General features: G+C 63.4%; 19 protein-coding genes. 5 read left to right on the top strand and 14 right to left on the bottom strand.

The genetic code is table 11. The features are described from left to right. Window positions 1-132 precede the first annotated feature (132 nt). Genes LB551_RS25815 through LB551_RS25830 form a run of 4 tightly spaced genes read right to left on the bottom strand, consistent with a single transcriptional unit; the run spans window position 133 to window position 4,354 of the window. The gene (locus tag LB551_RS25815) at window positions 133-780 is read right to left on the bottom strand and encodes a glutathione S-transferase family protein (RefSeq protein ID WP_224660968.1); all 648 of its coding nucleotides are present in this window, start codon (window positions 778-780) and stop codon (window positions 133-135) included. 9 nt (window positions 781-789) lie between these two features. After that, window positions 790-2,553 carry a Rieske 2Fe-2S domain-containing protein gene (locus LB551_RS25820; protein ID WP_224660969.1) on the bottom strand — a complete coding sequence of 588 codons (1,764 nt, stop codon included), beginning with the start codon at window positions 2,551-2,553 and terminating at the stop codon, window positions 790-792. A 21-nt stretch (window positions 2,554-2,574) separates the two neighbouring features. Beyond that, window positions 2,575-3,465, bottom strand: a complete 891-nt coding sequence (locus LB551_RS25825; RefSeq protein WP_224625546.1) for an aromatic ring-hydroxylating oxygenase subunit alpha — start codon at window positions 3,463-3,465, stop codon at window positions 2,575-2,577. A 31-nt stretch (window positions 3,466-3,496) separates the two neighbouring features. After that, entirely contained in the window at window positions 3,497-4,354 is an 858-nt protein-coding gene (locus LB551_RS25830) for an aromatic ring-hydroxylating oxygenase subunit alpha (protein ID WP_224660970.1), read from the bottom strand. Window positions 4,355-4,603: 249 nt separating this feature from the next. On the opposite strand from LB551_RS25830, the gene LB551_RS25835 reads away from it, so the two are divergent. The 5 genes from LB551_RS25835 to LB551_RS25855 all read left to right on the top strand — a co-directional run bounded on the left by LB551_RS25835 (window position 4,604) and on the right by LB551_RS25855 (window position 10,204). Further along, a complete protein-coding gene (locus LB551_RS25835; protein ID WP_140553367.1) occupies window positions 4,604-5,437 on the top strand; it encodes a GntR family transcriptional regulator in 834 nt (277 codons plus the stop codon). Then, window positions 5,434-6,528: a BMP family ABC transporter substrate-binding protein gene (locus LB551_RS25840; RefSeq protein WP_140553368.1), complete on the top strand. Its 1,095-nt coding sequence runs from the start codon at window positions 5,434-5,436 to the stop codon at window positions 6,526-6,528. The genes LB551_RS25835 and LB551_RS25840 overlap by 4 nt, the downstream gene beginning before the upstream one ends. A gap of 98 nt (window positions 6,529-6,626) precedes the next feature. Then, complete coding sequence (locus tag LB551_RS25845; RefSeq protein WP_224660971.1) at window positions 6,627-8,174, top strand: ABC transporter ATP-binding protein; 1,548 nt, start codon at window positions 6,627-6,629, stop codon at window positions 8,172-8,174. After that, window positions 8,158-9,252 carry an ABC transporter permease gene (locus LB551_RS25850; RefSeq protein WP_224660972.1) on the top strand — a complete coding sequence of 365 codons (1,095 nt, stop codon included), beginning with the start codon at window positions 8,158-8,160 and terminating at the stop codon, window positions 9,250-9,252. The genes LB551_RS25845 and LB551_RS25850 overlap by 17 nt, the downstream gene beginning before the upstream one ends. A gap of 31 nt (window positions 9,253-9,283) precedes the next feature. Then, the gene (locus LB551_RS25855) at window positions 9,284-10,204 is read left to right on the top strand and encodes an ABC transporter permease (RefSeq protein ID WP_224660973.1); all 921 of its coding nucleotides are present in this window, start codon (window positions 9,284-9,286) and stop codon (window positions 10,202-10,204) included. Window positions 10,205-10,218: 14 nt separating this feature from the next. Here LB551_RS25855 and LB551_RS25860 read toward each other — a convergent pair whose 3' ends face one another. From LB551_RS25860 to LB551_RS25905, 10 genes are all read right to left on the bottom strand, one after another. Beyond that, window positions 10,219-11,061, bottom strand: a complete 843-nt coding sequence (locus LB551_RS25860) for an SMP-30/gluconolactonase/LRE family protein (protein ID WP_224660974.1) — start codon at window positions 11,059-11,061, stop codon at window positions 10,219-10,221. Between the two features lie 6 nt (window positions 11,062-11,067). Next, window positions 11,068-12,837: a CoA-transferase gene (locus tag LB551_RS25865; protein WP_224660975.1), complete on the bottom strand. Its 1,770-nt coding sequence runs from the start codon at window positions 12,835-12,837 to the stop codon at window positions 11,068-11,070. Between the two features lie 14 nt (window positions 12,838-12,851). Continuing rightward, window positions 12,852-13,868 (bottom strand): hypothetical protein, encoded by a 1,017-nt coding sequence (locus LB551_RS25870; protein WP_224660976.1) that lies wholly within the window; start codon window positions 13,866-13,868, stop codon window positions 12,852-12,854. Then, window positions 13,865-14,653, bottom strand: a complete 789-nt coding sequence (locus tag LB551_RS25875; RefSeq protein WP_224660977.1) for an enoyl-CoA hydratase/isomerase family protein — start codon at window positions 14,651-14,653, stop codon at window positions 13,865-13,867. The genes LB551_RS25870 and LB551_RS25875 overlap by 4 nt, the downstream gene beginning before the upstream one ends. Window positions 14,654-14,655: 2 nt before the next feature. Next, a complete protein-coding gene (locus tag LB551_RS25880; RefSeq protein ID WP_224660978.1) occupies window positions 14,656-15,861 on the bottom strand; it encodes a CaiB/BaiF CoA transferase family protein in 1,206 nt (401 codons plus the stop codon). A gap of 22 nt (window positions 15,862-15,883) precedes the next feature. Then, window positions 15,884-16,669, bottom strand: a complete 786-nt coding sequence (locus tag LB551_RS25885; protein ID WP_224660979.1) for an SDR family NAD(P)-dependent oxidoreductase — start codon at window positions 16,667-16,669, stop codon at window positions 15,884-15,886. 2 nt (window positions 16,670-16,671) lie between these two features. Further along, window positions 16,672-17,667, bottom strand: a complete 996-nt coding sequence (locus LB551_RS25890; RefSeq protein WP_224660980.1) for an ABC transporter permease — start codon at window positions 17,665-17,667, stop codon at window positions 16,672-16,674. Window positions 17,668-17,670: 3 nt separating this feature from the next. After that, window positions 17,671-19,203: a sugar ABC transporter ATP-binding protein gene (locus tag LB551_RS25895; protein ID WP_224660981.1), complete on the bottom strand. Its 1,533-nt coding sequence runs from the start codon at window positions 19,201-19,203 to the stop codon at window positions 17,671-17,673. After that, a complete protein-coding gene (locus tag LB551_RS25900; protein ID WP_224660982.1) occupies window positions 19,193-20,176 on the bottom strand; it encodes an ABC transporter permease in 984 nt (327 codons plus the stop codon). The genes LB551_RS25895 and LB551_RS25900 overlap by 11 nt, the downstream gene beginning before the upstream one ends. A 132-nt stretch (window positions 20,177-20,308) precedes the next feature. Continuing rightward, window positions 20,309-21,340: a sugar ABC transporter substrate-binding protein gene (locus LB551_RS25905; RefSeq protein ID WP_027027652.1), complete on the bottom strand. Its 1,032-nt coding sequence runs from the start codon at window positions 21,338-21,340 to the stop codon at window positions 20,309-20,311. Window positions 21,341-21,356: the final 16 nt, after the last annotated feature.

Here is a 21,356-nt window from a genome sequence, read left to right on the forward strand (position 1 = left end):
CGCGGACCGTCAAGGTCGACCTCCATGATCTCAAGCGGCTTTCCGGCAGCAACGGCCACGGCGGCGCGGGTTTTCATTTCTCTCTCCCAAAACTTACTTGCCGGGACGATCGCCCGGCCTTGCGATTGAAAATCATGCGGCCTTGGCCGGCCCTGCCGGGAACACGCCCGACATCACGGTAAAGCCTTTGATGCGCTTGACGCGATCGCACCAGCGCCGGATCGCCGGATAGTCCTGGCGCCCAATGCCGCCTTCCTCCGACAGCATGACATAAGGAAAACAGGCAATATCGGCGATGGTCGGATGATCGGCCGAGCAGATCCAGCCGCAGCCCTGCTGCTCGCCGAACCACAGATGCTCGTCGAGGATACGGAACAGCCGGTGCGCGCCGGCGCGCGCGGCATCGATGTCGAAATCGTAGAACAGCGCGTCGTGCAGGCGGGCGGCCGACGCCGTCGAAGTGATGCCGTCGGCGAAGGCCAGCCACTGGCTGATCTCGCCGAGCAAGGCCGGGTTGTCCCGGGGGTACCATGTGCCCGACGGATCGTATTTCGACGCGAGATAGACCAGGATCGCCTGGGCGTCGCGCAGGATCAGCCCGTCATCATCGATGACCGGCAGTTGGCCGAGTGGATTGAGCTTCAGGAACCATTCCGACTTGTGCTCGCGGCCGGGGTAGAAGTCGACCGGCACGGTCTTGTGGTCAATGCCGAGAAAACTCATCAGCAGCCGCAGCTTGTAGCAATTGCCCGACAGCTCGTAGTCGTAAAGCGTGATCATCGGCTGCTCCTAGATGTCCAGCACGAGGCGTGCCGATTTGGCGCGCGAGACACAGGTCATGATCTTGGTTCCGGCCTTGCGCTCGGCATCGTTGAGGTAGACGTCCTGATGGTCAGGCTCGCCTTCGATCACGGTGGCGACGCAGGTGCCGCATGCGCCCTGCTCGCAGGATGAAGCAACGTCGATGCCGTTCTCGCGCATGACCTGCATAATGGACTTGCCGGCCGGCACCTGAAGCGTGACGCAGGACCGCGCCAGCGCCACCTCGAAACTCGAACTGTCGTCGATCTTGTTGGTGTTCTTGAAATATTCGAAATGGATGGCGGTATCCGGCCAGCCCTGCTCGGCGGCGATCTTGCGCGCGGCTTCCAGCATCGGGCCGGGGCCGCAGATGTAGAGGTGCATGCCGTCCCGGTAACCGGCGAGAATCCCCCGAAGCTCGGCGCCGGTCGCGTCCGGCGAACGCCCGAGATGAGGCTTCAGCGCATCGCCGAGATGCTTCAGCCGATCAGCGAAAGCGAGGTGCTCTTCGCCTTGCGCGAAATAGTGAAGCTCGTGCGCCAGCTCCTGGTTCTTCAGCGCCTGCGCCATTGCGAGAAGCGGCGTGATGCCGATGCCGCCGGCGACGAACAGCGTCTTGATCGCATCACGGCGCAGCGGGAAATTGTTGCGCGGCTCGGAAATCGCCAGCACGTCACCCTCGCGCACGGTCTCGTGCATGCATTTCGAACCGCCCTTGGAATCGCGCTCCAGCTTGACGCCGATGACAAAGCTGTCGGTCTCGCCGGGGCCGTTGGTGATCGAATACTGCCTGATCTCGCCATTGGGCATGTGGACGTCGATATGGGCGCCAGGCTGGAAGGTGGGCAGCAGTCCCTTGACCGGGCGAAGCTCGAATGCGGCAACGCCGTCGGCCGCCTGCCATTTCCTCGCCACGCTGACGCGCAGCGCCGCCTTGCGGCCATGCGCGGTCACCGCGGGCATTTCGGAGAGTTCGGCCGACACCCTTTCGTAGACCGGTTCGATCGGCGCCGGCGAAGGTGCATTTGCCGCCTCCCGCTCGGCCTCATCGCGCAGCTTGGAAAGCCGCTCATTGTGGTGGCGCAGGATGGCGATGCGCGCGGCTGCTTCGACCTCCTGATCGAGCACGCCACGGATCACCGAACGGTTTGAATCAACCGGCTGCACGAAGAACACGCCGCGCGTCTCGGCACTACCATCGCGCGAGCGCAGCGCCACGGCAAAATCCCGCGCGGCCTCGATGGTGGTTTCCGCGCCCTCGCCTTCGATCTCTGCGTTGGGCTGAAAGCGATAGGCTTTCAGCCTTTCCACGACCTTGTCGGCCGGCGCGTTGACCGGAATTCCGCGCAAGACGAGCAGCTTGCCTTCGGTCAGCGCGGCAACCGGCACCTCGCCGCGAGGCTCCTCGGACGACCAGACAAGACCGTAGCGTTCGACCGCCGGGAAGGTGCGGTTGGTGATGGTGCGGGCCGGCGCGTCGGCAGGATGCGCGGGAATGTAGGTGCAGCCGGCGGTGCGGTTCGAATAACGCCAGCCGTGATACTGGCACTTCAGCTCGCGCCCGTCATTGATGCCGATCGACAGCCTCACGCCGCGATGCAGGCAGCGGTTTTCCCAGATGTTGACGTAGCCGTCATCGGCACGCCAGACGGCGAATTCCCGGCCGAGCAATTGACCATGAAAAACGTGGCGGTACGGCAAATCATGGGAAGCGGCGATCGGATGCCACTGGCTTCTGGCTTCTTCCAACATCAATCGTCTCCAAGAATCTCGTCAGGCCGCAACCGGAATGACACCGTAGGTCACGCCCTTCTGGCTGAGCCAGCGCCGGTAGGCGATGGCCGACTTGTCGGCCCGGATGGGCGTTTCGGCGCGCGGATCGAGCGGCAGGCGTTTGGGCACCTGGTTTTCCAGGATCGGCTTGTCCTGGCCGAAGATCGTCTGCTGAAAGCGCTTGATCACCTTGTCTTCATTATCCTCGTCGAGCACACAAAGCAGCATGTGAGCGCGCACGTGCTCCTGGTCGACCGGCTGCAGGAAGATGGCGATGACGTCGCGCCGTGCCTCGTCGACCGGGCTCGATTTATAGAGCACGGAGCAATAGGGGTGCGGCACGCGATAGACATAGTCCACGTCGGCGCCGCCACCGGAAGCCGTCGAAGCCATCGGCTGGAAAAAGCGGCAGCGCGTGGCCAGGATCTCGTCACGATCTACCGAGATCTCGACGTCGTATTCCTTGACCTCGGTGTGCGGCTCGACACCCAATATATCGGTATGGACATAGGGGAAGTGACCCATGTCGAGAAAGTTCTCGATGGCGCGCGGTGCCGAGACGTTGACGCCAAACGTGGCCGCGTTGAGCTTGCGGCGGTCCGGCTCTTCATATTCCGGGATCGGAAACAGCTCGGCCGGTGGCGAGCCGAGCGAAGTCCAGACATAGCCGTAGGCGCTTCTTGCCGGCAGCCTGTCGGCGCCTGGAATGCGATCCACCCCTTCTACATCGGGACGTGAGCGCCAGACGACGGGCTCACCATCCATATCGACCGCAAAACTGAGGCGCTCCTCGAGCAGAACGGTGTCCTGGACACCGCCGGGAACGGTCTCGGCGATCGCCCCTACGGGATGCCAGAGATTGAGGATCACGGGATCCGAGCATTTTGTCATCGTTTTATCCTCTGGATGCCCTCAGACGTCATCAGGCTTGTGCCGGTATCGCGCCATAGGTGACGGCCCGATCACGCAACCAGCGTCGGTAGGAAACCGACACGGCATCGGCACGGATCGGGGTCTCGGCACGCGGATCGAGCGGCAGGCGCTTGGGTACCTGGTTCTCCAGGATCGGTTTGTCCTGGGCGAAGATCAATTGCATGAAGCTGCGCACCGTTGCCGCCTCCATGCCTTCCTTAAGATAGCAGAGGTAAGGATGCGCGATGCAGTTTTCCTCGTCCACCGGCTGCACGAACAGGGTAATGACGTCGAGCCGGTCCTTCTGGATCGGGTTGCTCTTGTAGAGAGCCACCGTGTAGGGCCGGATCACCTTGTAGATGTAATCGACGACAAAGCCTTGCTTGGCGGTCGGCGAAGCCACCGGCTGATAGAATTTGCACTCGGTCGCCAGCACTTCGTCCTGCGCTGTGATCTCAACCTTGTAGGGCGCGACCTCGGTATGCGGCTCCTCGCCGAGCCAGCCGGTATGAATGAAGGGAAAATGCCCCATGTCGAGAAAATTCTCGACCGCGCGGAGGCCCGACACCTTGACCGCGATCGAACCGCCGCTGACAAGATGCCGGTCTGCCTCATTGGCCTCGGGGATATAGATGATGTCGCGCGAGGGCTTGTCCAGACAGGTCCAGATGAAGCCATAACGCTGGGCGCTTTTCAGCGTGGCGCCCGTGTCGCCGCGAACGACTTCGATCTTGTTTGAACATTTGTGGACGGAGAGATCGACTCCAAGCAGGCATGTGGCAAACGGCGTATCCTGGCTTAGCGATTCCTGATCCGCGACGATGTGCCAATCGTTCAGAAGCTCGCGGTCAACGCAACGGGTTGCCATCGGCTTCCCTCCCAACTCGGCTAGCCCTTCACCATGAACCTAGCCCGACGTTTCGAGATGACGAAACCACAAGATTGGATACCAATCAACATTTTTTTGTCGTCCAAAATCCCTTTTTGTGTTGACAGATTATGATGATTGAATTCCGATATGGGAAAGCTGAACTTGGGATATGTCGTGTCCTGACGGGGCATGTCGCCATCACGAAAGCCTGCTGATCATGTCGTCGAAATGGCGGAGAACCATGCCTTGAGCAGCCGTTCCCAGACCATCGCGGATACGCTGACCCGCGCCATCATCGACCATCGCCTCGTGCCCGGCTGCAAGCTCGGCGAACGCGAACTCTCCGAAATATTCAACGTGAGCCGCATTGTGGTGCGCCAAGCCCTGATCCGGCTCGCCGATGACGGGCTGGCCCAGATCGAACGCAACCGCGGTGCCTTCGTCGCCAAGCCGAGCATGCAGGAGGCGATGGAGATCTACGACGCGTTGACGCTCGTCGAACAGGGCGTCGCAGCACAGCTCAGCGATCGCCTCGGGCCGGCCGGCTGGGCCGAGCTGCGCCAGCATGTCGAGCGCCAGCGCCAGGCTGTTGCCGCCGGCAACGATGCGCTGGCCGACGTGCTTGGCCAAGAGTTCCACACCGTGTTCGTACGCCTCAGCCGCAACAAGGTCATGCAGGAGATCCACGCGCAGCTGGTGCGCCGCACGACGCTGCTGCGCTCCCTCATTTCAGCCGATTTCGACTATTGCAATCTGCTGGACGACCACTCGCGGGTCGTCGACCTGCTGGAGAAGGGCCGGCTGAAACCGGCCATGGACTTGATCGACACCCACCACCGCGCGGTGGTGCGCGGCTACATCATGGATCGCGCAGTGTTTCCAGAGATGACGCCTGCCGAAGCGCTGGCGCCCTATCTCGACGGCAAGGCCGACGGCGCGACTGTGCCGCTGCGAAGGTTGTCGAATGCGTCCGGCGACGGCGACGCGGCAACGCATCTCCACCTCCATCTCCCCAGAACAGACCGGGCACCGACAAGCCGGGCATCAACAAAAAAGACCAACAGAGGGCTACCATCATGAACAAATTGACGAGACGCGAATTCCTGAAATACAGCAGCGCGGCCGGCGCGGCTCTTGGCGCGGGAGCGCTAAGCACCATCGCACAGGCGCAGGAGGTGCTAAAGATCGGCGCGGTCTACGTCTCGCCGGTCGCCGAGATCGGCTGGACCAAGCAGCACAGCCTCGGCGTCGAGGCCATCAAGGCCGAATTCGGCGACAAGGTCGAGCTCACCGTCATCGACAACATCTTCATGCCGCAGGACGCCGAGCGTGTCTTCCGCGAACTGGCCAGCGCTGGTAACAGGCTTATCTTCGGCACAAGCTTTTCGCATGGAACGCCGATGCAGAAGGTGGCGCCGCGCTTTCCCAAGGTGGCGTTCGAACACTGCTCGGGCATCGTCCACCTCGCCAATCTGGGAACCTTCGAAGCGAAATATTACGAAGGTACCTTCGTCGCCGGCGCGGCGGGCGGCTACATGTCCAAATCGGGCAAGATCGGTTTCATCGGCGGCTTTCCGATCCCCGACATCGTCGGTCCGGCAAATGCGCTGCTGCTTGGCGCGCAGAGCGTCAATCCAAACGCGACCTGCAACACCATCTTCCTGAATTCCTGGTTCGACCCGGGCAAGGAGAAGGAGGCGGCCAAGACGCTGATCTCGCAGGGCTGCGACGTGGTCTGCTCGATGACGGACACTGCGACCGGCGTACAGGTCGCCGGCGAAGGCGGCGCCTGGTCGATCGGCTATGCCAGCGACATGTCGAAATTCGCCTCGGGCAAGCAGCTGACCTCTTTCGTTCTCGATTGGACCAGCGACTATGTCGGCGCAGCCAAGGCCGTGGCCGCCGGGACCTGGAAGCCGGAAGTACGCTGGGACGGATTGGCGGCCGGCGTGGTGAAAATGGCCCCCTACAATGAGGGTATCCCCGCCGATGCGCGCGCCAAGCTCAAGCAACTCGAGGCCGACATCGGCAGCGGCAAGCTTCATCCCTACGCGGGGGAGCTGAAGGATCAGGACGGCAACGTCAAGGTTGCCGCCGGTTCGGTTCTGGCCGATGACGACATTCGCGGCATGAACTGGTTCGTGAAGGGGATGATCGGCAGACTGAGCTGATCGCCGTAAAAGTGCCGGGAGACGCCCAAGTCTATATCTTCGGCGTCTCCTTGCCTGGTTCCCGTCCAACCTCTCTTCACGCCACGGCAGGACCCGCCATGCATCCGCGACTAGAACTGCGCAACATCTGCAAGCGTTACCCCGGCGTCGTCGCAAATGACGATGTGTCGCTCTCGATTCAACCCGGCGAGATCCATGCCGTGCTGGGCGAAAACGGCGCCGGCAAATCCACTCTGATGAAAATCATCTATGGGGCGACGCAAGCCGATTCCGGCGAGATCTTTTGCGATGGCAATCCGATCGCCACGCACACCCCGGCGATGTCGCGCGCGCTCGGCATCGAAATGGTCTACCAGCATTTCGCGCTGTTCGAATCCGTTTCGGTGGTCGAGAACATAGCGCTCTCGGCCAGCAGTGCGTACGACCTGCCCTTGCTCGCAGACAAGATCCGCGATCTGTCACGCCGCTACGGCATGCCCATCGACCCGCATCGCCAGGTGCACGACCTGTCGGTCGGCGAGCGCCAGCGCGTCGAGATCGTGCGCTGCCTGCTACAGTCGCCGAAACTGCTGATCCTCGACGAGCCGACCTCGGTGCTGACGCCCCAGGCGGTGGTGAAGCTGTTCGAGACGCTGCGCCAACTTGCCGCCGAGGGCTGCAGCATCGTCTATATCAGCCACAAGCTCGACGAGGTCCAGGAGCTATGTGATACCGCCACCGTGCTGCGCAACGGCAAGGTCACCGGCACCGCGCGCCCGAAGGAGACGACATCGCTGGAGCTTGCCCGCATGATGGTGGGTTCGAAGCTGCCTGAAATGCATGTCGGCCCGCCGACGCCAAGCGACAGACCGGTGCTCGAGGTCAACAGGCTTACGGTAAAGGCCCGGGATCATTTCGGCGTCGACCTGAAGGACGTTTCCTTCAAGGTGCATGGCGGCGAGATCGTCGGCCTGGCCGGGGTTTCCGGCAATGGCCAGGCCGAGCTGATCGCCTTGCTCAGCGGCGAGCGCACGCATGAGCGCAGCGACGCGATCCGGATTTGCGGAACCGGCGCAGCCCGCCTTCGCCCGCACGAGCGCCGCAAGCTCGGCGTTGCCTTCGTTCCCGAAGAGCGGCTCGGGCGCGGCGCCGTGCCCTCGCACACATTGTGGGAGAATGCGGTGCTGACCGCGCACCGCTTCGGCACGGTGCGCAACGGGCTGGTCGACCGGCGCCGGGCCAAGGCGTTCGCCGCCGGCATAATCGACAGGTTCAAGGTCAAGGCCAACGGGGCGCAGGCGATCGCGCAAAGCCTGTCCGGCGGCAATCTGCAGAAATTCATCGTGGGGCGTGAAATCGCGCTCCAGCCGAAGCTCCTCCTGGTGTCTCAGCCGACCTGGGGGGTCGATGTCGGCGCGAGCGCCTTCATCCGGCAGACCATCGTCGATCTCAGCCGCGCCGGCGCGGCGGTGCTCGTCGTCTCCGAGGAACTCGACGAATTGTTCGAGATCTGCGACCGGCTGCTGGTCATTTGCCAAGGGAAGGTTTCCCCGCCGCTGGAGCGCAAGACGACCGATCGCGAGGAGATCGGACTTCTGATGACGGGCCGCGGCATGGGCAACGGCGCATTGGCGAACGGAGGTGGCAACAATGCGCTTCAGGATTGAACAAAGGCCGGAGCCCTCCTCGCTGATGCGCGTCGCCGCGCCGGCACTGGCGACCCTGTTGACCGTCGTCGTCGGATCGATTTTCTTCGCCTCCCTCGGACATGATCCGCTGGCTACTCTCCATGCCTTCTTCATCGAGCCGCTCTCTTCCCTGAACGGCGTGTCCGAATGGCTGCTCAAGGCCTCGCCGCTGATCCTCATCGCTTGCGGGCTGGCGGTCGGCTTCCGCGCCAATGTCTGGAATATCGGCGCCGAGGGCCAGTTCACCATGGGGGCAATCGCGGCCAGCGGCGTGGGGCTTTTCTGGCCGAACCCCGAAAGCGTGCTGCTGTTGCCGCTGATGTTCATCGCCGGCATGGGCGCAGGCATGGCCTGGGCGGCAATCCCCGCCTTTCTGCGCGCCCGCATGAACACCAACGAGATCCTGGTCACGCTGATGATGACCTATATCGCGACGCTGTTCCTGTCCTATCTCGTGCACGGACCGTGGCGAGATCCGGCCGGCTTCAACTATCCGCAGACCGCACTTCTGCCGACGGCGGCCCTGTTCGAATCTTTTGACCCCGCCTATCGGCTCAACCCGTCGATCTTCATCACGGTCGTCGCCGTGCTCCTGATGTGGCTGTTCACCGACCGCAGCTTCCTCGGCTACAAGATGTCGGTGAGCGGGGCTGCACCGCTTGCCGCCCGCTATGCCGGCTTTCGCGAATCGGCTGCGGTCTGGATCGGACTGCTGGCGGGAGGTGCCGCGGCCGGCATCGCCGGCATGGCGGAAGCCGCCGGGCCGCTCGGGCAGCTCTCGCCTCAGATTTCGCCAGGCTACGGCTTCGCGGCCATCATCGTTGCCTTCGTCGGACGGCTGAACGCCTTCGGCATCGTGCTTGGCGGGCTGTTGATGTCGCTGCTTTTCCTCGGCGGTGAAGGTGTGCAGATGACACTCGGCCTACCTTCGGCCCTGACGCGGATCTTCCAGGGCATCCTGCTGTTCTTCCTGCTCGCCGCCGATTTCTTCATCTTCTATCGCGTTCGGCTGGTGCGACCCGTCCTGCACACGCATGCGCTGGAGACGGCACGATGAGCGGATTTCGGATCGTGCGGGAGATAGCCTGATGGACCTGTTCATCGCCATCTTCACCGGCACCGTCATTGCCGCCACACCGCTGATCTTCGCGGCGCTCGGCGAACTCGTGGTGGAGAAGTCGGGTGTCCTCAATCTCGGCATCGAAGGCATGATGCTGATGGGCGCCGCATTGGCATTCTGGGCCGTCACCGCAGGCTATTCCATGCCTGTCGCGATCCTGGCCGGCGCGTTGGCGGGTGCCGCCGCCTCGCTACTGTTCGGCGTTCTGGCGCTGACCTTCCTGACCAACCAGTATGCAGCCGGCCTGGCGCTGGCGATCTTCGGTTCGGGCGTCTCGGCCTTCCTCGGGCGCGGCTTCGGCAGCGAGCCTATCGAGGCACTGCGCCGCCTCGACATCCCCGTTCTGTCCGATCTGCCACTGATCGGTCCGCTACTGTTCCGCTTCGATCCAATGGTCTATCTGGCCCTGCTGATGTTCGTCGCCATCAGTTGGTTTCTCTACCGGACCAAGGCTGGCCTGGTGCTGCGCACGATCGGCGAGTCGCCGCAGACATCGCATGCGATCGGCTACCCCGTGATCAGGATCCGCTACATGGCCGTGGTGTTCGGCGGGCTGATGGCAGGCCTGGCAGGCGCCTATTTGTCGGTCGCCTACACGCCGCTTTGGGTCGAGAACATGACTGCCGGCAAGGGCTGGATCGCGCTTGCGCTGGTGGTCTTCGCCACCTGGCGGCCGCTGCGCATCCTGCTTGGCGCGTGGCTGTTCGGGGGGATGACGATCCTTCAGCTGCAAGGTCAGGCGCTGGGGCTGGACATGCCGTCCGAACTGTTGTCGGCGCTGCCGTATCTCGCGACCATCATCGTGCTGGTGCTGATCTCACGAAACCACCAGATGCTGGCCCTGCACTTCCCGGCCTCGCTGGCAAAACCCTTCCGCCCGACCAGTTGACCTTCTGCGAAATGCTACTTCTCTTGCTGGAGAACGCTCAAGTCGATTTCGGTAATATGCCAGCGACCCAGATTGGCGGTATAGAGTTTGTCGCCCTTGAAGGCGATGTTGGTGGGGTGCGCCAACGTGGTTGCGGCGGGATCCTCGATCAGCACTTCGAGACCTCTGTTCTTTTGCCAGCGATAAATCCGGCTGGGCTCGTAACATGAGATGAACAAGGAGCCGTCGGGCGCAAAGGCAACTCCGTCCGGAACATTGTGCACGCCTTCGACGACGATCTCACGAGCCCCCGCCGTCCCGTCAGAGAGGACCGGTACATAGCTGACGCGCGGCGCGTCGCTTTCCACCACGTAGAGACCACAACCGTCCGGCGCCATCGCCATGCCATTGGCGAACGACATGGGCTCGCTGCACCAAAGACCGCCCTCGCCCGTCTTGAGGTCGTAGCGAAAGATGCCGGAGCGATTGTCCTGGCCAACGCTGTCCGAAACGAAGAGCCAGCCCCTTGCCTCGTCGACGATCGGATAGTTCGGCACGCGAATGCCGGCCGACGCGAAGCGCTCCATGCGCGCTGTCGCGACGTCCCAGCGGAAAATCGCGGCATGCCTGAGATCGCAGGCAAAGCAGTTTCCCGCGCTGTCGAAAGCAATGCCGAGCAGAAAACCGTCGGTGCCGCCCATGCGCTCGACCGAGCCGCCATCGGCGGCCAGCCGCAGCAGGTCTCCGGTTTCGGTGCCGCACCAGATCGAGCCATCGAGGTGGACGGCGACGCCCTCCGGATGCGCGACGCGCGGGCTGGTGAAGATGCCATCGAAGAAAACGCGCGCGGCCGATATGTCGAGCAATGGTTTTGCCATGGGGTCTCAGCTTTCGACAAATGCTCTCTGCGCGGCGATGCAGCGTTCAACCATGGCGCGGTCGGCTTCAAGAATCTCGGCGATAAGCGCGCCGCGGTCCTTGGCGCTGACGAACTCCAGACGGCGCAGGCCGAGCGGGTCGATGCGGTTTCGCAAGGCGGCGAGCGTGCCGTCGGAAGGCAGCGAGACCTCGCGGCAGTCGGGATCGAACGACACCGCAAATCCGGTGGCGTCACGGATCCGCTGCTGCGTGACGCCAGGCATGGTTTCGACAACGATCAATTCCCTCGAAGTCTGATCGAGCCGGAAGACACAGAGATCAGTGAAGACCAGCGACCTGCCGGTGCGATAGCCCATCGGCGCGCGCTCGGCCGGAGTCAGCAGCCCGCGAGCCGCGCTGACGATTTCGACCTCATTTACCAGCGACTGGATCGAATGGCGGGGGATGTAGAGCAGGTAATCGCGGTGCATGTTGGCAACATCGGCCATGCCGCCTTGCCCCGGCAACCGGATGAGGCCGCCGCTTGGTTTGCGCAGTGCGATCGTGTTGACGCGGCCGCGCCGATCGACCTGTGCCGCGCCGACGATCTCGTGCGTCACCGCGCCGGCCTGGTAGTAGGTCGAGTAGGTGTCGTCGCCGCCGGCATGCGCCACCGCCGTTTCGCAATCAAGGCTCTCGATCAGCGACAGGACCATCGGGCTCGGCGCGATGTCGAGATGGCCGCAACTCATCGTCGCGATGATCATGTCCGGCGCGTGCGTCGCCTTGGCCAGGCGGTATGCGACATTGGCCAGCGGCGAGACCGCACCCGCGCTGGCGAAGCTCTCATTGTCGAATTCGGCAGCGATGCGGACGGCTATGGTCTCGTCGATCGATGCTTTCTTTTCGGCGTGCGCGAGCGCGGGCATGGCGAGCACTGTCTCAGCGCGTACCTTCGCGGCTCTTTGCAACGGCTTCGGCACGCCCTCGGAAGGCGGTCGCAGATTGTCCGCCAAGGGCGTTCCCCGGGCCGCGAACGCCTCCGACAATCGCTGATAATCCGTGACGTAAAACGGCAGGCAGGAGGCCGGATAAGCGCCGCCCGGCGCCAAGGCAATGGCCGAAACCTGATTGCGGGTCAGCACGCTTTGGCGGCCGTCCCGGCGCAGCGTCCCGACCGGAACGATTTCCTCGACGGTGACCAGCACCTGGCGCGCCGCACCCGCCATGGCGAAGTCCAGCGCGCGGGGCCCGATGATCTGCACATTGCCGCTTTCATCCGCGCGCTGGGCATGGACGACGAATGTGTCGAGCCGCAGCGGCGGGACGAATCCGTTTTCGGTACCGGCAATCGGATCAGGTCTGGCGCTCGCTCCCGGCACGCGCGCCAGCATGTCCGATCCCAGCGGAAGCTGGAACGACATCGAGGGCAGGTTCTGCTGCGCCGCCCGCAGCGCCTGGATCATGGCCAGTGCCGTCCAATCGCGAACCGGTATCGCGCCGCTCTCGGCGGCTGCGCGGAATTTTGGCGGCAAGCCGAAAATGTCGAGGCTGGAGAAACAGAGATCGATCTCAGCCACGGCATGCGCTTCGAGCAGCAGTTCGAGGGGCAAGCCGCCGGCCCAGCAGATGTAATGCAGATCCTTGACGTCCGACCGGGCTATCGCACGCAGCAATGCGATCGGCAGCCGGGCGAAATGGTGACCGCCGACGCCGAGCAAGTCGCCATGGCCGACCATCGCTGCCAGTCCCTCGACATCCGTGAAGCGCGGCCGGTTCGGCTTGACCAGGGACATTGCGGCACGGTTCGTCACAGCGCGGATGCCTCGATGCGATAGCGGGTGACGAACGACTTTTCCGGCGAGAATTCGAGCGCGGTCGCAATGCCGGATTGTGCGATCGGATTGTCGGCCAACGCCGTCGCCGGGCCGAGCCCGAACGGCGAGCAGATCGGCTCGATGCCGATGGCGAGATGGCGCTCGCTCCAGGGTGCCGCCTTGCGGCCGCGATTGGAGTACCAGAGCAGAAGGCTTGGGAAATGCTCCTTCTGCCAGGAGAGGTCCACCCGGTACCCCTCCTCGTGGTTGACAAGCGCCGCCGCACCGTCGGTGCCCTCGATCTGCAGCAACTCCTCCGTAGCGGCAGCCAAAGGCAGCCGCGAGGCATCGACCGCTTTGCCGTTGCGCGACGGCACGGCTGTCAGTTCAAAGAACGTCTTGTTCCGGGCAAACAGCGCAGCACCTGGTTCGACATCGTGCGGATAGGTGCGGCCCTCGTCGAAGCCACCGAATTGCAACGTGGCCGCGCCCGTCTCGAACGGCAGCCGGAACACCGGATGCAGGCCGATCGGCAGGCGGCAGGCACGGCGAACGACGATCTTCAACACGATGTCGATGGCGGGCGCCAACGGGTCGGGCCGCACGGTCCGTTCAACATGCTCGACCGGACTTCCCTCGGGATAGGTAAGCGTCAGCGACAATGATCCGCGACTACTGGGACGCCATGTCCACTCATGATTGGAGCTATGGCCATGGATTTCTTCGCCTGATTCCGGCGGACCCATCGCCCGCGCCCAGTCCTCGGGCCATCCATCGGCCGGCACCGAATAGCCGAAGGGCACGCAGGGCCATTCGCCGCGAAGCTTGCGCAGGATGCCTGGCAGTGCTTGCGCCTGCGGTTCGTTCGACCACGGCGCAATGTGCATCGGCGAGATCTGCCGACCGTCCTCCAGAATGAACGTAACCGGCGCCAGCATCGCGCCAAGCCGCTGGACAGTCAGCGCGCCATGCGCCCAGGCCAATCCGCGATAGTCGTCGCCCGCGTTCACGGCCCGCCCTTCTTTGCCTTTGTCGTGCTCCGCTCGGCGAACTCCCTGACGCGCTGCTGGCCGATCTCGCTGCGGTAGAGCTCACCCAATATGTTGCGCTCCATGGCGAGACCCTCGGCCAGATCGCCGGACACGGCATGCGCCGCCAGGACCTTCAGCCCTTCGATCGCGGCAGCGGGCTCGGCGGCGATCATTTCGGCCAGTTCCAGCGCGCGCGGCATCAGCCTGTCGACATCGACAATTTCGTTAACCAGACCCGCATTGACGAATTCGGAAGCCGGCACGATGGCGCCGGTCATCAGCAGGAAATTGGCGCGGTTGCGGCCGAGCTTGGTCACGCTGCGTTGCGTGCCGCCGCCGCCCGGGATCAGCCCGAGCTTGATCTCCGGCAGGCCGAGCTTGGCGAACTGATTGGCGATCACGAGGTCGCAACACAGCACCAGCTCCATGCCACCGCCCAGCGCGAAGCCGTTGACCGCCGCGATCACCGGTTTGCGGTTGTTCTCGATGGCCGCGTACATGCGTGTGCCGGCAGCCTGGAAAATGTCGAACTCCGGTCCGGTCTGTGCGGCATATTCCTTGATGTCGGCGCCGGCCATGAAGCCACGTCCCTCGCCGGTCACCACGATCGCGCCGACGCCTGCATCGCTGGACAGCGCCTCGAAAACCTCGGTGATCTCGCCCTGCATCAGCCGGTTCATGGCGTTGAGCTGATCGGCGCGGCGGAAGGTGACGACGGCGACGCGGCCCGCGGTTTCGACCGAGAGTGTCTGGTAGGCTCGCATGGTCAGGCGGCGTCCACGGTCATGTCGCCGGACGCCTCCAGGGCGGCGATCTCGTCGTTCGAGAGGCCGAACTCCGCCAGGATCTCGCGACCGTGCTGACCGACCAGCGGCGCCGGCCGTTCGATGGTCGCTGGCGTCTCGCTCATCTTGACCGCGGGTGCGACCACGCGCACCTTGCCGCCGCGCGGATGGTCGTAGCTGGTGATCATGCCCATGTGCTTGACCTGCGGGTCCTCCGCGGCGCGGCGAATATCCTTCACCTCGGCGCACCAGATGTCGGCCGCCAGCAACCGCGCCAGAAGATCCTGGGTCGCAAATTTCCTGGTCTCGGCATTCACCTTCTCGAAGACCTCATCGCGCTTGTCGAACAAAGTCTTGAGATCGTCGTAGACGGCAAGCTGCGGCGCCTCCAGCACTCCATAGAGCGTCTTGAACGGGCTCATGGCGATCGACACGTAGCCGCCGTCGCTGGTCTCGTAGATGCCGAACGGCGCCTGCATGCCGGGATGGCCGATGCCGGAATTCGGCCGCACAAAATCCTGACCGAGGTTGAGCACGGCGACATATTCCTGGTTGAGATGCGCCAAGAGGCCGGCCAGCAGGTTGACCTCGATCTTTTGGCCCTTTCCCGTCTTCTCGCGATAATAGAGCGCCGACAGGATGCCGTAGACCATGTTCATGGCGCCGATCTGGTCGGCGAGGCCGGCGCCGGCGGGAACCGGGGCCTGGTCGCCGCGGCCGGTGTTGGCGATCAGCCCTGCGAGCCCCTGGATCAACATGTCCTGGCCGGGGCGCTCGACATAAGGCCCTTCCTCGCCATAGCCCGAGCCCGAGCAATAGATGATGCGCGGATTGACGGCCTTGAAATCCTCATAGCCATAGCCGAGCTTGGCCAGCACGCCTGGGCGGAAATTCTGCACAACCACGTCAGCGCTTTTCGCTATCTCCATGATGATGGCATGCACCTTGCGGCTCTTCAGGTTGAGTGCGATCGAACGCTTGTTGCGGTTCCAGGCGAGGAAGTTCGGGCTCTCCGAACCGCCGACCCATTTGGCGAAAAAGGTCATGCCACGGAACATGTCGCCGGCGCCGGCGCGCTCGATCTTGATAACATCGGCGCCCATGTCGCCGAGCAGCTGGGTAGCGAACGGCCCCTGCAGCAGATGGCTGAAATCGAGGATGCGGACGCCTTCGAGGGCCTTGTTCATGTCATGTCTCGTTTCAAAATTTTCAAAGCAGTTCGGGAACGTAGCGCGGTGCCGCCGTAAGCCCGCCGTCGACGCGCAGGTCGGTGCCGGTGGTGAAACCGGCGGCATCGGAGGCAAGATAGACGGCGGCCTCGGCCACTTCCGAAGGCTCGCCGATACGGCCGAGCGGATGCATCTTGACCCAGGCCTTGGCGAGACTGCCGCCGATCTCCTTGATGAGTTTATCGTTCATCGGCGTGTTGATGGTGCCCGGCGAGATCGAATTGACGCGGATGTTCAGCGGCCCGAATTCGACCGCCATCTGGCGCGTCATCGCCATCACTGCGCCCTTGGCGCCGGCATAGGCGGTCCAGCCATCAAGCCCGATATGGCCCTGGGCGGAGGCCATGTTGATGATCGAGCCCGATTTCTGCGCGATCATGTGCGGCAGCGCGTATTTGCAGCCGCGAAACACGCTCGTTAAGTTGACTGATATCAGCCGGTGCCACTGCTCGTCGGTCATCTCGTGCACCGGCATGCCGCCAATGGCGATGGCGGCATTGTTGACCAGTATGTCGAGGCGTCCCGTCTTTTTGACGGCGCTGTCGATGAGGCCTGAAATGTCGGCCTCCTGCGAGACGTCGCAATGCAGATAGTCGGCGCGGTGGCCGGCAGCGCGAAGCGCGGCCGCGAAATCCTCGCCAGCGCTGTCGGCGATGTCGCCCAGGAAGACATGTGCCCCTTCGCGCGCCATCGCCTGCGCGATCGCGTGGCCGATGCCGTCAGCCGCACCAGTGATGACGGCGATTTTTGCTTCAAGACGAGCCATCTTCAGCCTCCATTCGCACGCCGGCGTTTCGCTTCATCGAGGGCGACCGCGGCAATGATGATCATGCCGGTGATGACCAGCTGCCATTCGGTCGGCAGGCCAAGCCCGCGCAGGCCGTTGGACAGGAATTGCAAGATCAGCACGCCCAGCGCCATGCCGGTCAGGCTGCCGATGCCGCCGGCAAGGCTGACCCCGCCGAGCACGGTGGCGGCAACCACCTGGAATTCGAAATTCAACCCCGCCGTATGCTGCGCCGAGCCGACGCGCGCGGCCAGGATGATGCCGGCGACCGTGGCCAGCAGCGCGCTGATGATGAAGCAGATGAACTTGACCCGCCGCACGTCGTAGCCTGCAAGGCGGGCCACCTCCTGATTGCCGCCGACGGCATAGATCTGCCGTCCGAACGGCCGGTGCTGCATCATGTAGGCGAAGGCGGCGAGCAGGACGATGGCGATGACAGCTGAATAGGGGATGACGTTGAAGAGCCGGCCATCCGACAGGGCAATGAAGCTGTCGAGGCTGGCATCGTCAGGGATCGCGCGCTGACCAGTGTAGAGATAGACGCCGCCGCGCATGATGAACATCGTGCCCAGCGTCACGATCAGCGAGTTGATGCCGGCATAGGCGGTGAGATAGCCGTTCACGACACCGATGATCAGCCCGAACAGCAGCGCGCCGCCGACGCCGAGCAGCAGCGAATTGGTGTCGTTCATGATGATGATCAGCGGCAGCGCAATGGTCGCCAGCAGCGATCCGATCGAAATATCGACCTCGCCGGAAATGAAGACGATGGCGCAGCCAATGCCGGCGGTGAGCGCGAGCGAGGCCTGGCCAAGCACATTGGTCATGTTGCGCACGGAGAAGAAATTCTCGACAGTGACGGAGAAGAAAGCCAGCACCAGCACGAGACATATCAGCAGCGCCAGTTCCTGCCGGGCAAAGAACCGCGCCAGCATGGACGGCTGGGCTTTCGCGGAGACTGTATTTGCAAGGCTCATGGTTTATCCGATCGCCGCATTGAGTATCTTCTCCTGCGTGGCTTCGTCGCGCGGCATGATCGCGGTCAGGCGGCCTTCGCACATCACCGCGACCCGGTCGGCAAGACCGAGCAGCTCCGGCATTTCCGACGTCATCATGACGACAGCCAGACCTTCGCCGGCGAGCCGGTCGATCAGGGCGAATATCTCCGACTTGGCGCCGACATCGATGCCGCGGGTCGGCTCGTCGACGACGATGACCCTGAGGCCGCGCATCAGCCAGCGCGAGATCAGCACCTTCTGCTGGTTTCCGCCCGACAGGTTCTTCACCTCTTGGAACAGGCTGGGCGTCTTGATGCGGAAGCGGTCGACATAATCCTGCACCGCTTTGTGTTCCCTGGCCTTGTCGACGAAACCCATGCGGGCGAAGGCGCCGAGCGAGGCGAGGCTGGCATTCTGGTAGACAGGCAACTCGCCCATCAGCCCTTCGCTCTTACGGTCCTCGGTGAGCAGGCCGATGCCTAGCCTGACGCCGGTGCGCGTATCGTGCGGCGAGAGGCGCTGACCGTCGACGGTGATCGTGCCCGAAGTGATCGGATCGTAACCGACGATCGCCTTGGCGAGTTCGGTGCGGCCGGCGCCCATCAGCCCGAAGAAGCCGAGCACCTCGCCGGCGCGCGCCTCGAACGACACATCGTTGAGCTTCTTCGCCGTGCTGAGCTTGTCCACGGACAGGGCTATCTTGCTAGCTGGCGCGCCGCGCTTGCGGGGAAACAGATTTTCGATGCGCCGGCCGATCATGTCCTGGATCAGCGTGTCGTTGGTGTGTTCGCCGATCGGCTTGGTCGAGATGTGGCGCCCGTCGCGCAGCACCGTCACCGTGTCGGCGATCTCGAACACTTCGTCGAGCTTGTGGCTGACATAGACCACCGCGATGCCGAGGCTGGCCAGCCGGCGGATGACTGTGAACAGCAGCGAAACTTCGTTCGGCGTCAGCGAGGATGTCGGCTCGTCCATCACCACCACGCGGGCCTCATGGGCGAGCGCGCGGGCGATCTCGACCATCTGCTGCTGGCTGACCGGCAGCGAGCCGGTGCGCGCCGCCGGATCGACATTGAAGCCGATGCGGTCGAAGAGCGCGGCTGAATCGGCGCGGATCTTCTTCCAGTCGATGGAGCCCGTCCTGCCGGTCGGATAGCCTTCCAGGAAGATGTTCTCGGCAACGGTGAATTCGGAGATCAGCGCGATCTCCTGGAACACGACCTTGATACCTTGCTTCAAGCTGTCGCGCGGCGACTTGATGTCTACCTCGCGTCCGCGCATGCGGATGGAGCCGGCATCCTTGCCGTAGACGCCGGCCATGATCTTGATCAGCGTCGACTTGCCGGCGCCGTTCTCGCCCATCAGCGCATGGATCTTGCCGGGCTCCAGGGTGAAGTCGACATTGTCGAGCGCCACGACGCCGGGAAAGCGCTTGCCGATGCCGCGCAGTTCCAGCGCCGGTACATCGGTGTCGATGGCCGCGCCTTCGCCGGGATGCAGGAAATCAACGGACATTGGCTCTGTTCCGGATGATGTCGAGATAGGTTGCCAGGATGATGACGATGCCCGGCACCACCATTTGCAAATCCTGGTTCCAGCCGAGGATGATGATGCCGTTGTCGATCACCTTCAGCACCAGAACGCCAAGCAAGGTACCGAACAGCGAACCGCGGCCGCCAAGCAGGCTGGTGCCGCCGAGTATGACGGCGGCAATCACCGTCAGCTCGAAGCCACGGCCGGCGGTCGGCTGGCCGGCGTTCATCAGCGACGACAGGATCATGCCGGCAACACCGACGCACAGGCCGGTAACGACGAAGGCCAACAGCTTGAGTCGTTCCGAGCGAATGCCTGACAGGCGCACCGCCTTTTCATTGGCGCCGACCGCGTAGAGATAGCGGCCGAGCGTGGTGAAGCGCAGCGTCACATAGGCAACCACGAAGATCAGGGCCGCCAGGATGACGGGGACCGGCACGGGGCCGACATAACCGGCGCCGAGATCGGTGAAGCTTGCCAATTGATTGTGGTTCTGCACCGCCTCGCGCGTGAACAGATAGACGCCGCCCTGCAGCATCATCATCGTGCCGATGGTGGCGATCAGCGAATTCACCCTGAGCCTGGTGACGACCAGCCCATTGAACAGGCCGACCCCGCCGGCAAAGGCGAGTGCCGCCAGTATGCCGAGCGTAAGACTATGGGTCGAATTGAGCACCGCCATGCCGATGCAGCCGACGAAGGCGAGCGACGCACCGACCGACAGGTCGACCTCGGCGGTGATGATGAGCATGGTCATGCCCGAGGCGACGATCAGCACCAGCGCGCATTGGCGCAGGATGGCGATGATGTTGGCCTCCGAATAGAATTGCGGCGCCGCGATCGAGATGGCGATGCACAGCACGGCCAGGATTGCGCCCAGCACGAGCTGGCTGCTGCCCAGAAGGTTGCCGCCGATGAAACGCTTCGACGCGGAGGCGTGTGTAAGCTCGCTCATTTCAGTCCATTCCCGGCCGTTTGCCTGGTCCCTCTGGAACCTGTCGTGTCGAACCCGGCATTTGTCTTGGCCACCGAAAGGTCCTGGCCGCCTGCCCTTCCCGCAACACGGGAAGGGCGATGTCGGCCGGCCTTATTTCTTCAGGTCGGCGGAGGTCTTCATGCACTTTGCCGGCGGCTGCAGCGCGTTGACGGCATCCCATTTGATGGTGCGGGTGGTGCCGTCATAGTCATAGAACTTCTTCCAGTCGTCGCCGTTCATCGGCGCGGTCGGGCTGACGATGTGCTCCGGCACTTCCTCATTGTTGAAAAGCTTCACCGCGGCATCAATGGCGGTAAAGCCTTCCTTCTCGGGGAACATCGCGGCTTCGATGCGGTAGGAAGGCTCGTTCTGCATCGCGTTGATGAAGGCAAGTCCCTCGCCGCCCGTGCCGACCGTCAACAGGCCATCCTGCGACTTGCCCGCCGCTTTCCAGGCCTGCAGGCCACCCAACGAAGACGAATCGTTGATGCCGTAGATGATGTTGATATCGGCGTTCTTAGCCAGTGCCGCGGAGGACACTTCGAGAGCGCGGTCCGGATTGCCGCCGCCGTCGAGATCGTGGACCATGACTGCATCGGGGATGATGGTCTTCAGCCCGTCCATGAAGCCGTGCGAGCGCAGCACGGTGGCGGAAAGCAGCGGCAGGCCGACATTCATCACCTTGGCAACCCCGCCAAGCTTTTCCTTGGCGTATTTGCCGGCCTCGACGCCGGAGAAATAGCCGGTGTCGTAGTCGCAGATGGCGACCATGGTCGTCATGCCCTTGACCGGATTGCCTTCCAGCACGACCGGGACATTGGCGGCCTTGGCCTGGCGCAGAAGCGGCACCACGCCCTCTTCATTCACCGGGGTGATGATCAGCACGTCGACGCCCTTGGCGATGAAGTCTTCGGCCGCGGCGACCTGCTTGGCTATGTCGAGGTTGGCATCCTGCACCTCGACCTCGATGCCGAGTTCCTTGCCGTGAGCCTTCATGCCCTTGATGACGTTCTGATACCACTCATGGGTGGCGTAGTTGGTGACGTAGCCTATGCGCTTGGGCATGTTCTCGGCATGCGCGGCGGCGGCGCCGAGCGCCAGCACGGCGGCGGACGCGAACAGGATTGACTTGGACCAGAGCATTTTCTTCTCCCAGATT

The organism is Mesorhizobium sp. BR1-1-2 (assembly GCF_020165435.1).
In the GTDB taxonomy this organism is placed as follows: domain Bacteria; phylum Pseudomonadota; class Alphaproteobacteria; order Rhizobiales; family Rhizobiaceae; genus Mesorhizobium.

What these genes read in the sequence shown, in the direction of transcription:
- LB551_RS25850 (WP_224660972.1), top strand. Translation starts at nt 8,158, where the DNA reads ATGCGCTTCAGGATTGAACAAAGGCCGGAGCCCTCCTCGCTGATGCGC.
- LB551_RS25890 (WP_224660980.1), bottom strand. Translation starts at nt 17,667, where the DNA reads ATGAGCCTTGCAAATACAGTCTCCGCGAAAGCCCAGCCGTCCATGCTG.
- LB551_RS25840 (WP_140553368.1), top strand. Translation starts at nt 5,434, where the DNA reads ATGAACAAATTGACGAGACGCGAATTCCTGAAATACAGCAGCGCGGCC.
- LB551_RS25825 (WP_224625546.1), bottom strand. Translation starts at nt 3,465, where the DNA reads ATGACAAAATGCTCGGATCCCGTGATCCTCAATCTCTGGCATCCCGTA.
- LB551_RS25895 (WP_224660981.1), bottom strand. Translation starts at nt 19,203, where the DNA reads ATGTCCGTTGATTTCCTGCATCCCGGCGAAGGCGCGGCCATCGACACC.
- LB551_RS25860 (WP_224660974.1), bottom strand. Translation starts at nt 11,061, where the DNA reads ATGGCAAAACCATTGCTCGACATATCGGCCGCGCGCGTTTTCTTCGAT.
- LB551_RS25830 (WP_224660970.1), bottom strand. Translation starts at nt 4,354, where the DNA reads ATGGCAACCCGTTGCGTTGACCGCGAGCTTCTGAACGATTGGCACATC.
- LB551_RS25905 (WP_027027652.1), bottom strand. Translation starts at nt 21,340, where the DNA reads ATGCTCTGGTCCAAGTCAATCCTGTTCGCGTCCGCCGCCGTGCTGGCG.
- LB551_RS25900 (WP_224660982.1), bottom strand. Translation starts at nt 20,176, where the DNA reads ATGAGCGAGCTTACACACGCCTCCGCGTCGAAGCGTTTCATCGGCGGC.
- LB551_RS25865 (WP_224660975.1), bottom strand. Translation starts at nt 12,837, where the DNA reads ATGTCCCTGGTCAAGCCGAACCGGCCGCGCTTCACGGATGTCGAGGGA.
- LB551_RS25815 (WP_224660968.1), bottom strand. Translation starts at nt 780, where the DNA reads ATGATCACGCTTTACGACTACGAGCTGTCGGGCAATTGCTACAAGCTG.
- LB551_RS25855 (WP_224660973.1), top strand. Translation starts at nt 9,284, where the DNA reads ATGGACCTGTTCATCGCCATCTTCACCGGCACCGTCATTGCCGCCACA.
- LB551_RS25880 (WP_224660978.1), bottom strand. Translation starts at nt 15,861, where the DNA reads ATGAACAAGGCCCTCGAAGGCGTCCGCATCCTCGATTTCAGCCATCTG.
- LB551_RS25820 (WP_224660969.1), bottom strand. Translation starts at nt 2,553, where the DNA reads ATGTTGGAAGAAGCCAGAAGCCAGTGGCATCCGATCGCCGCTTCCCAT.
- LB551_RS25885 (WP_224660979.1), bottom strand. Translation starts at nt 16,669, where the DNA reads ATGGCTCGTCTTGAAGCAAAAATCGCCGTCATCACTGGTGCGGCTGAC.
- LB551_RS25875 (WP_224660977.1), bottom strand. Translation starts at nt 14,653, where the DNA reads ATGCGAGCCTACCAGACACTCTCGGTCGAAACCGCGGGCCGCGTCGCC.
- LB551_RS25845 (WP_224660971.1), top strand. Translation starts at nt 6,627, where the DNA reads ATGCATCCGCGACTAGAACTGCGCAACATCTGCAAGCGTTACCCCGGC.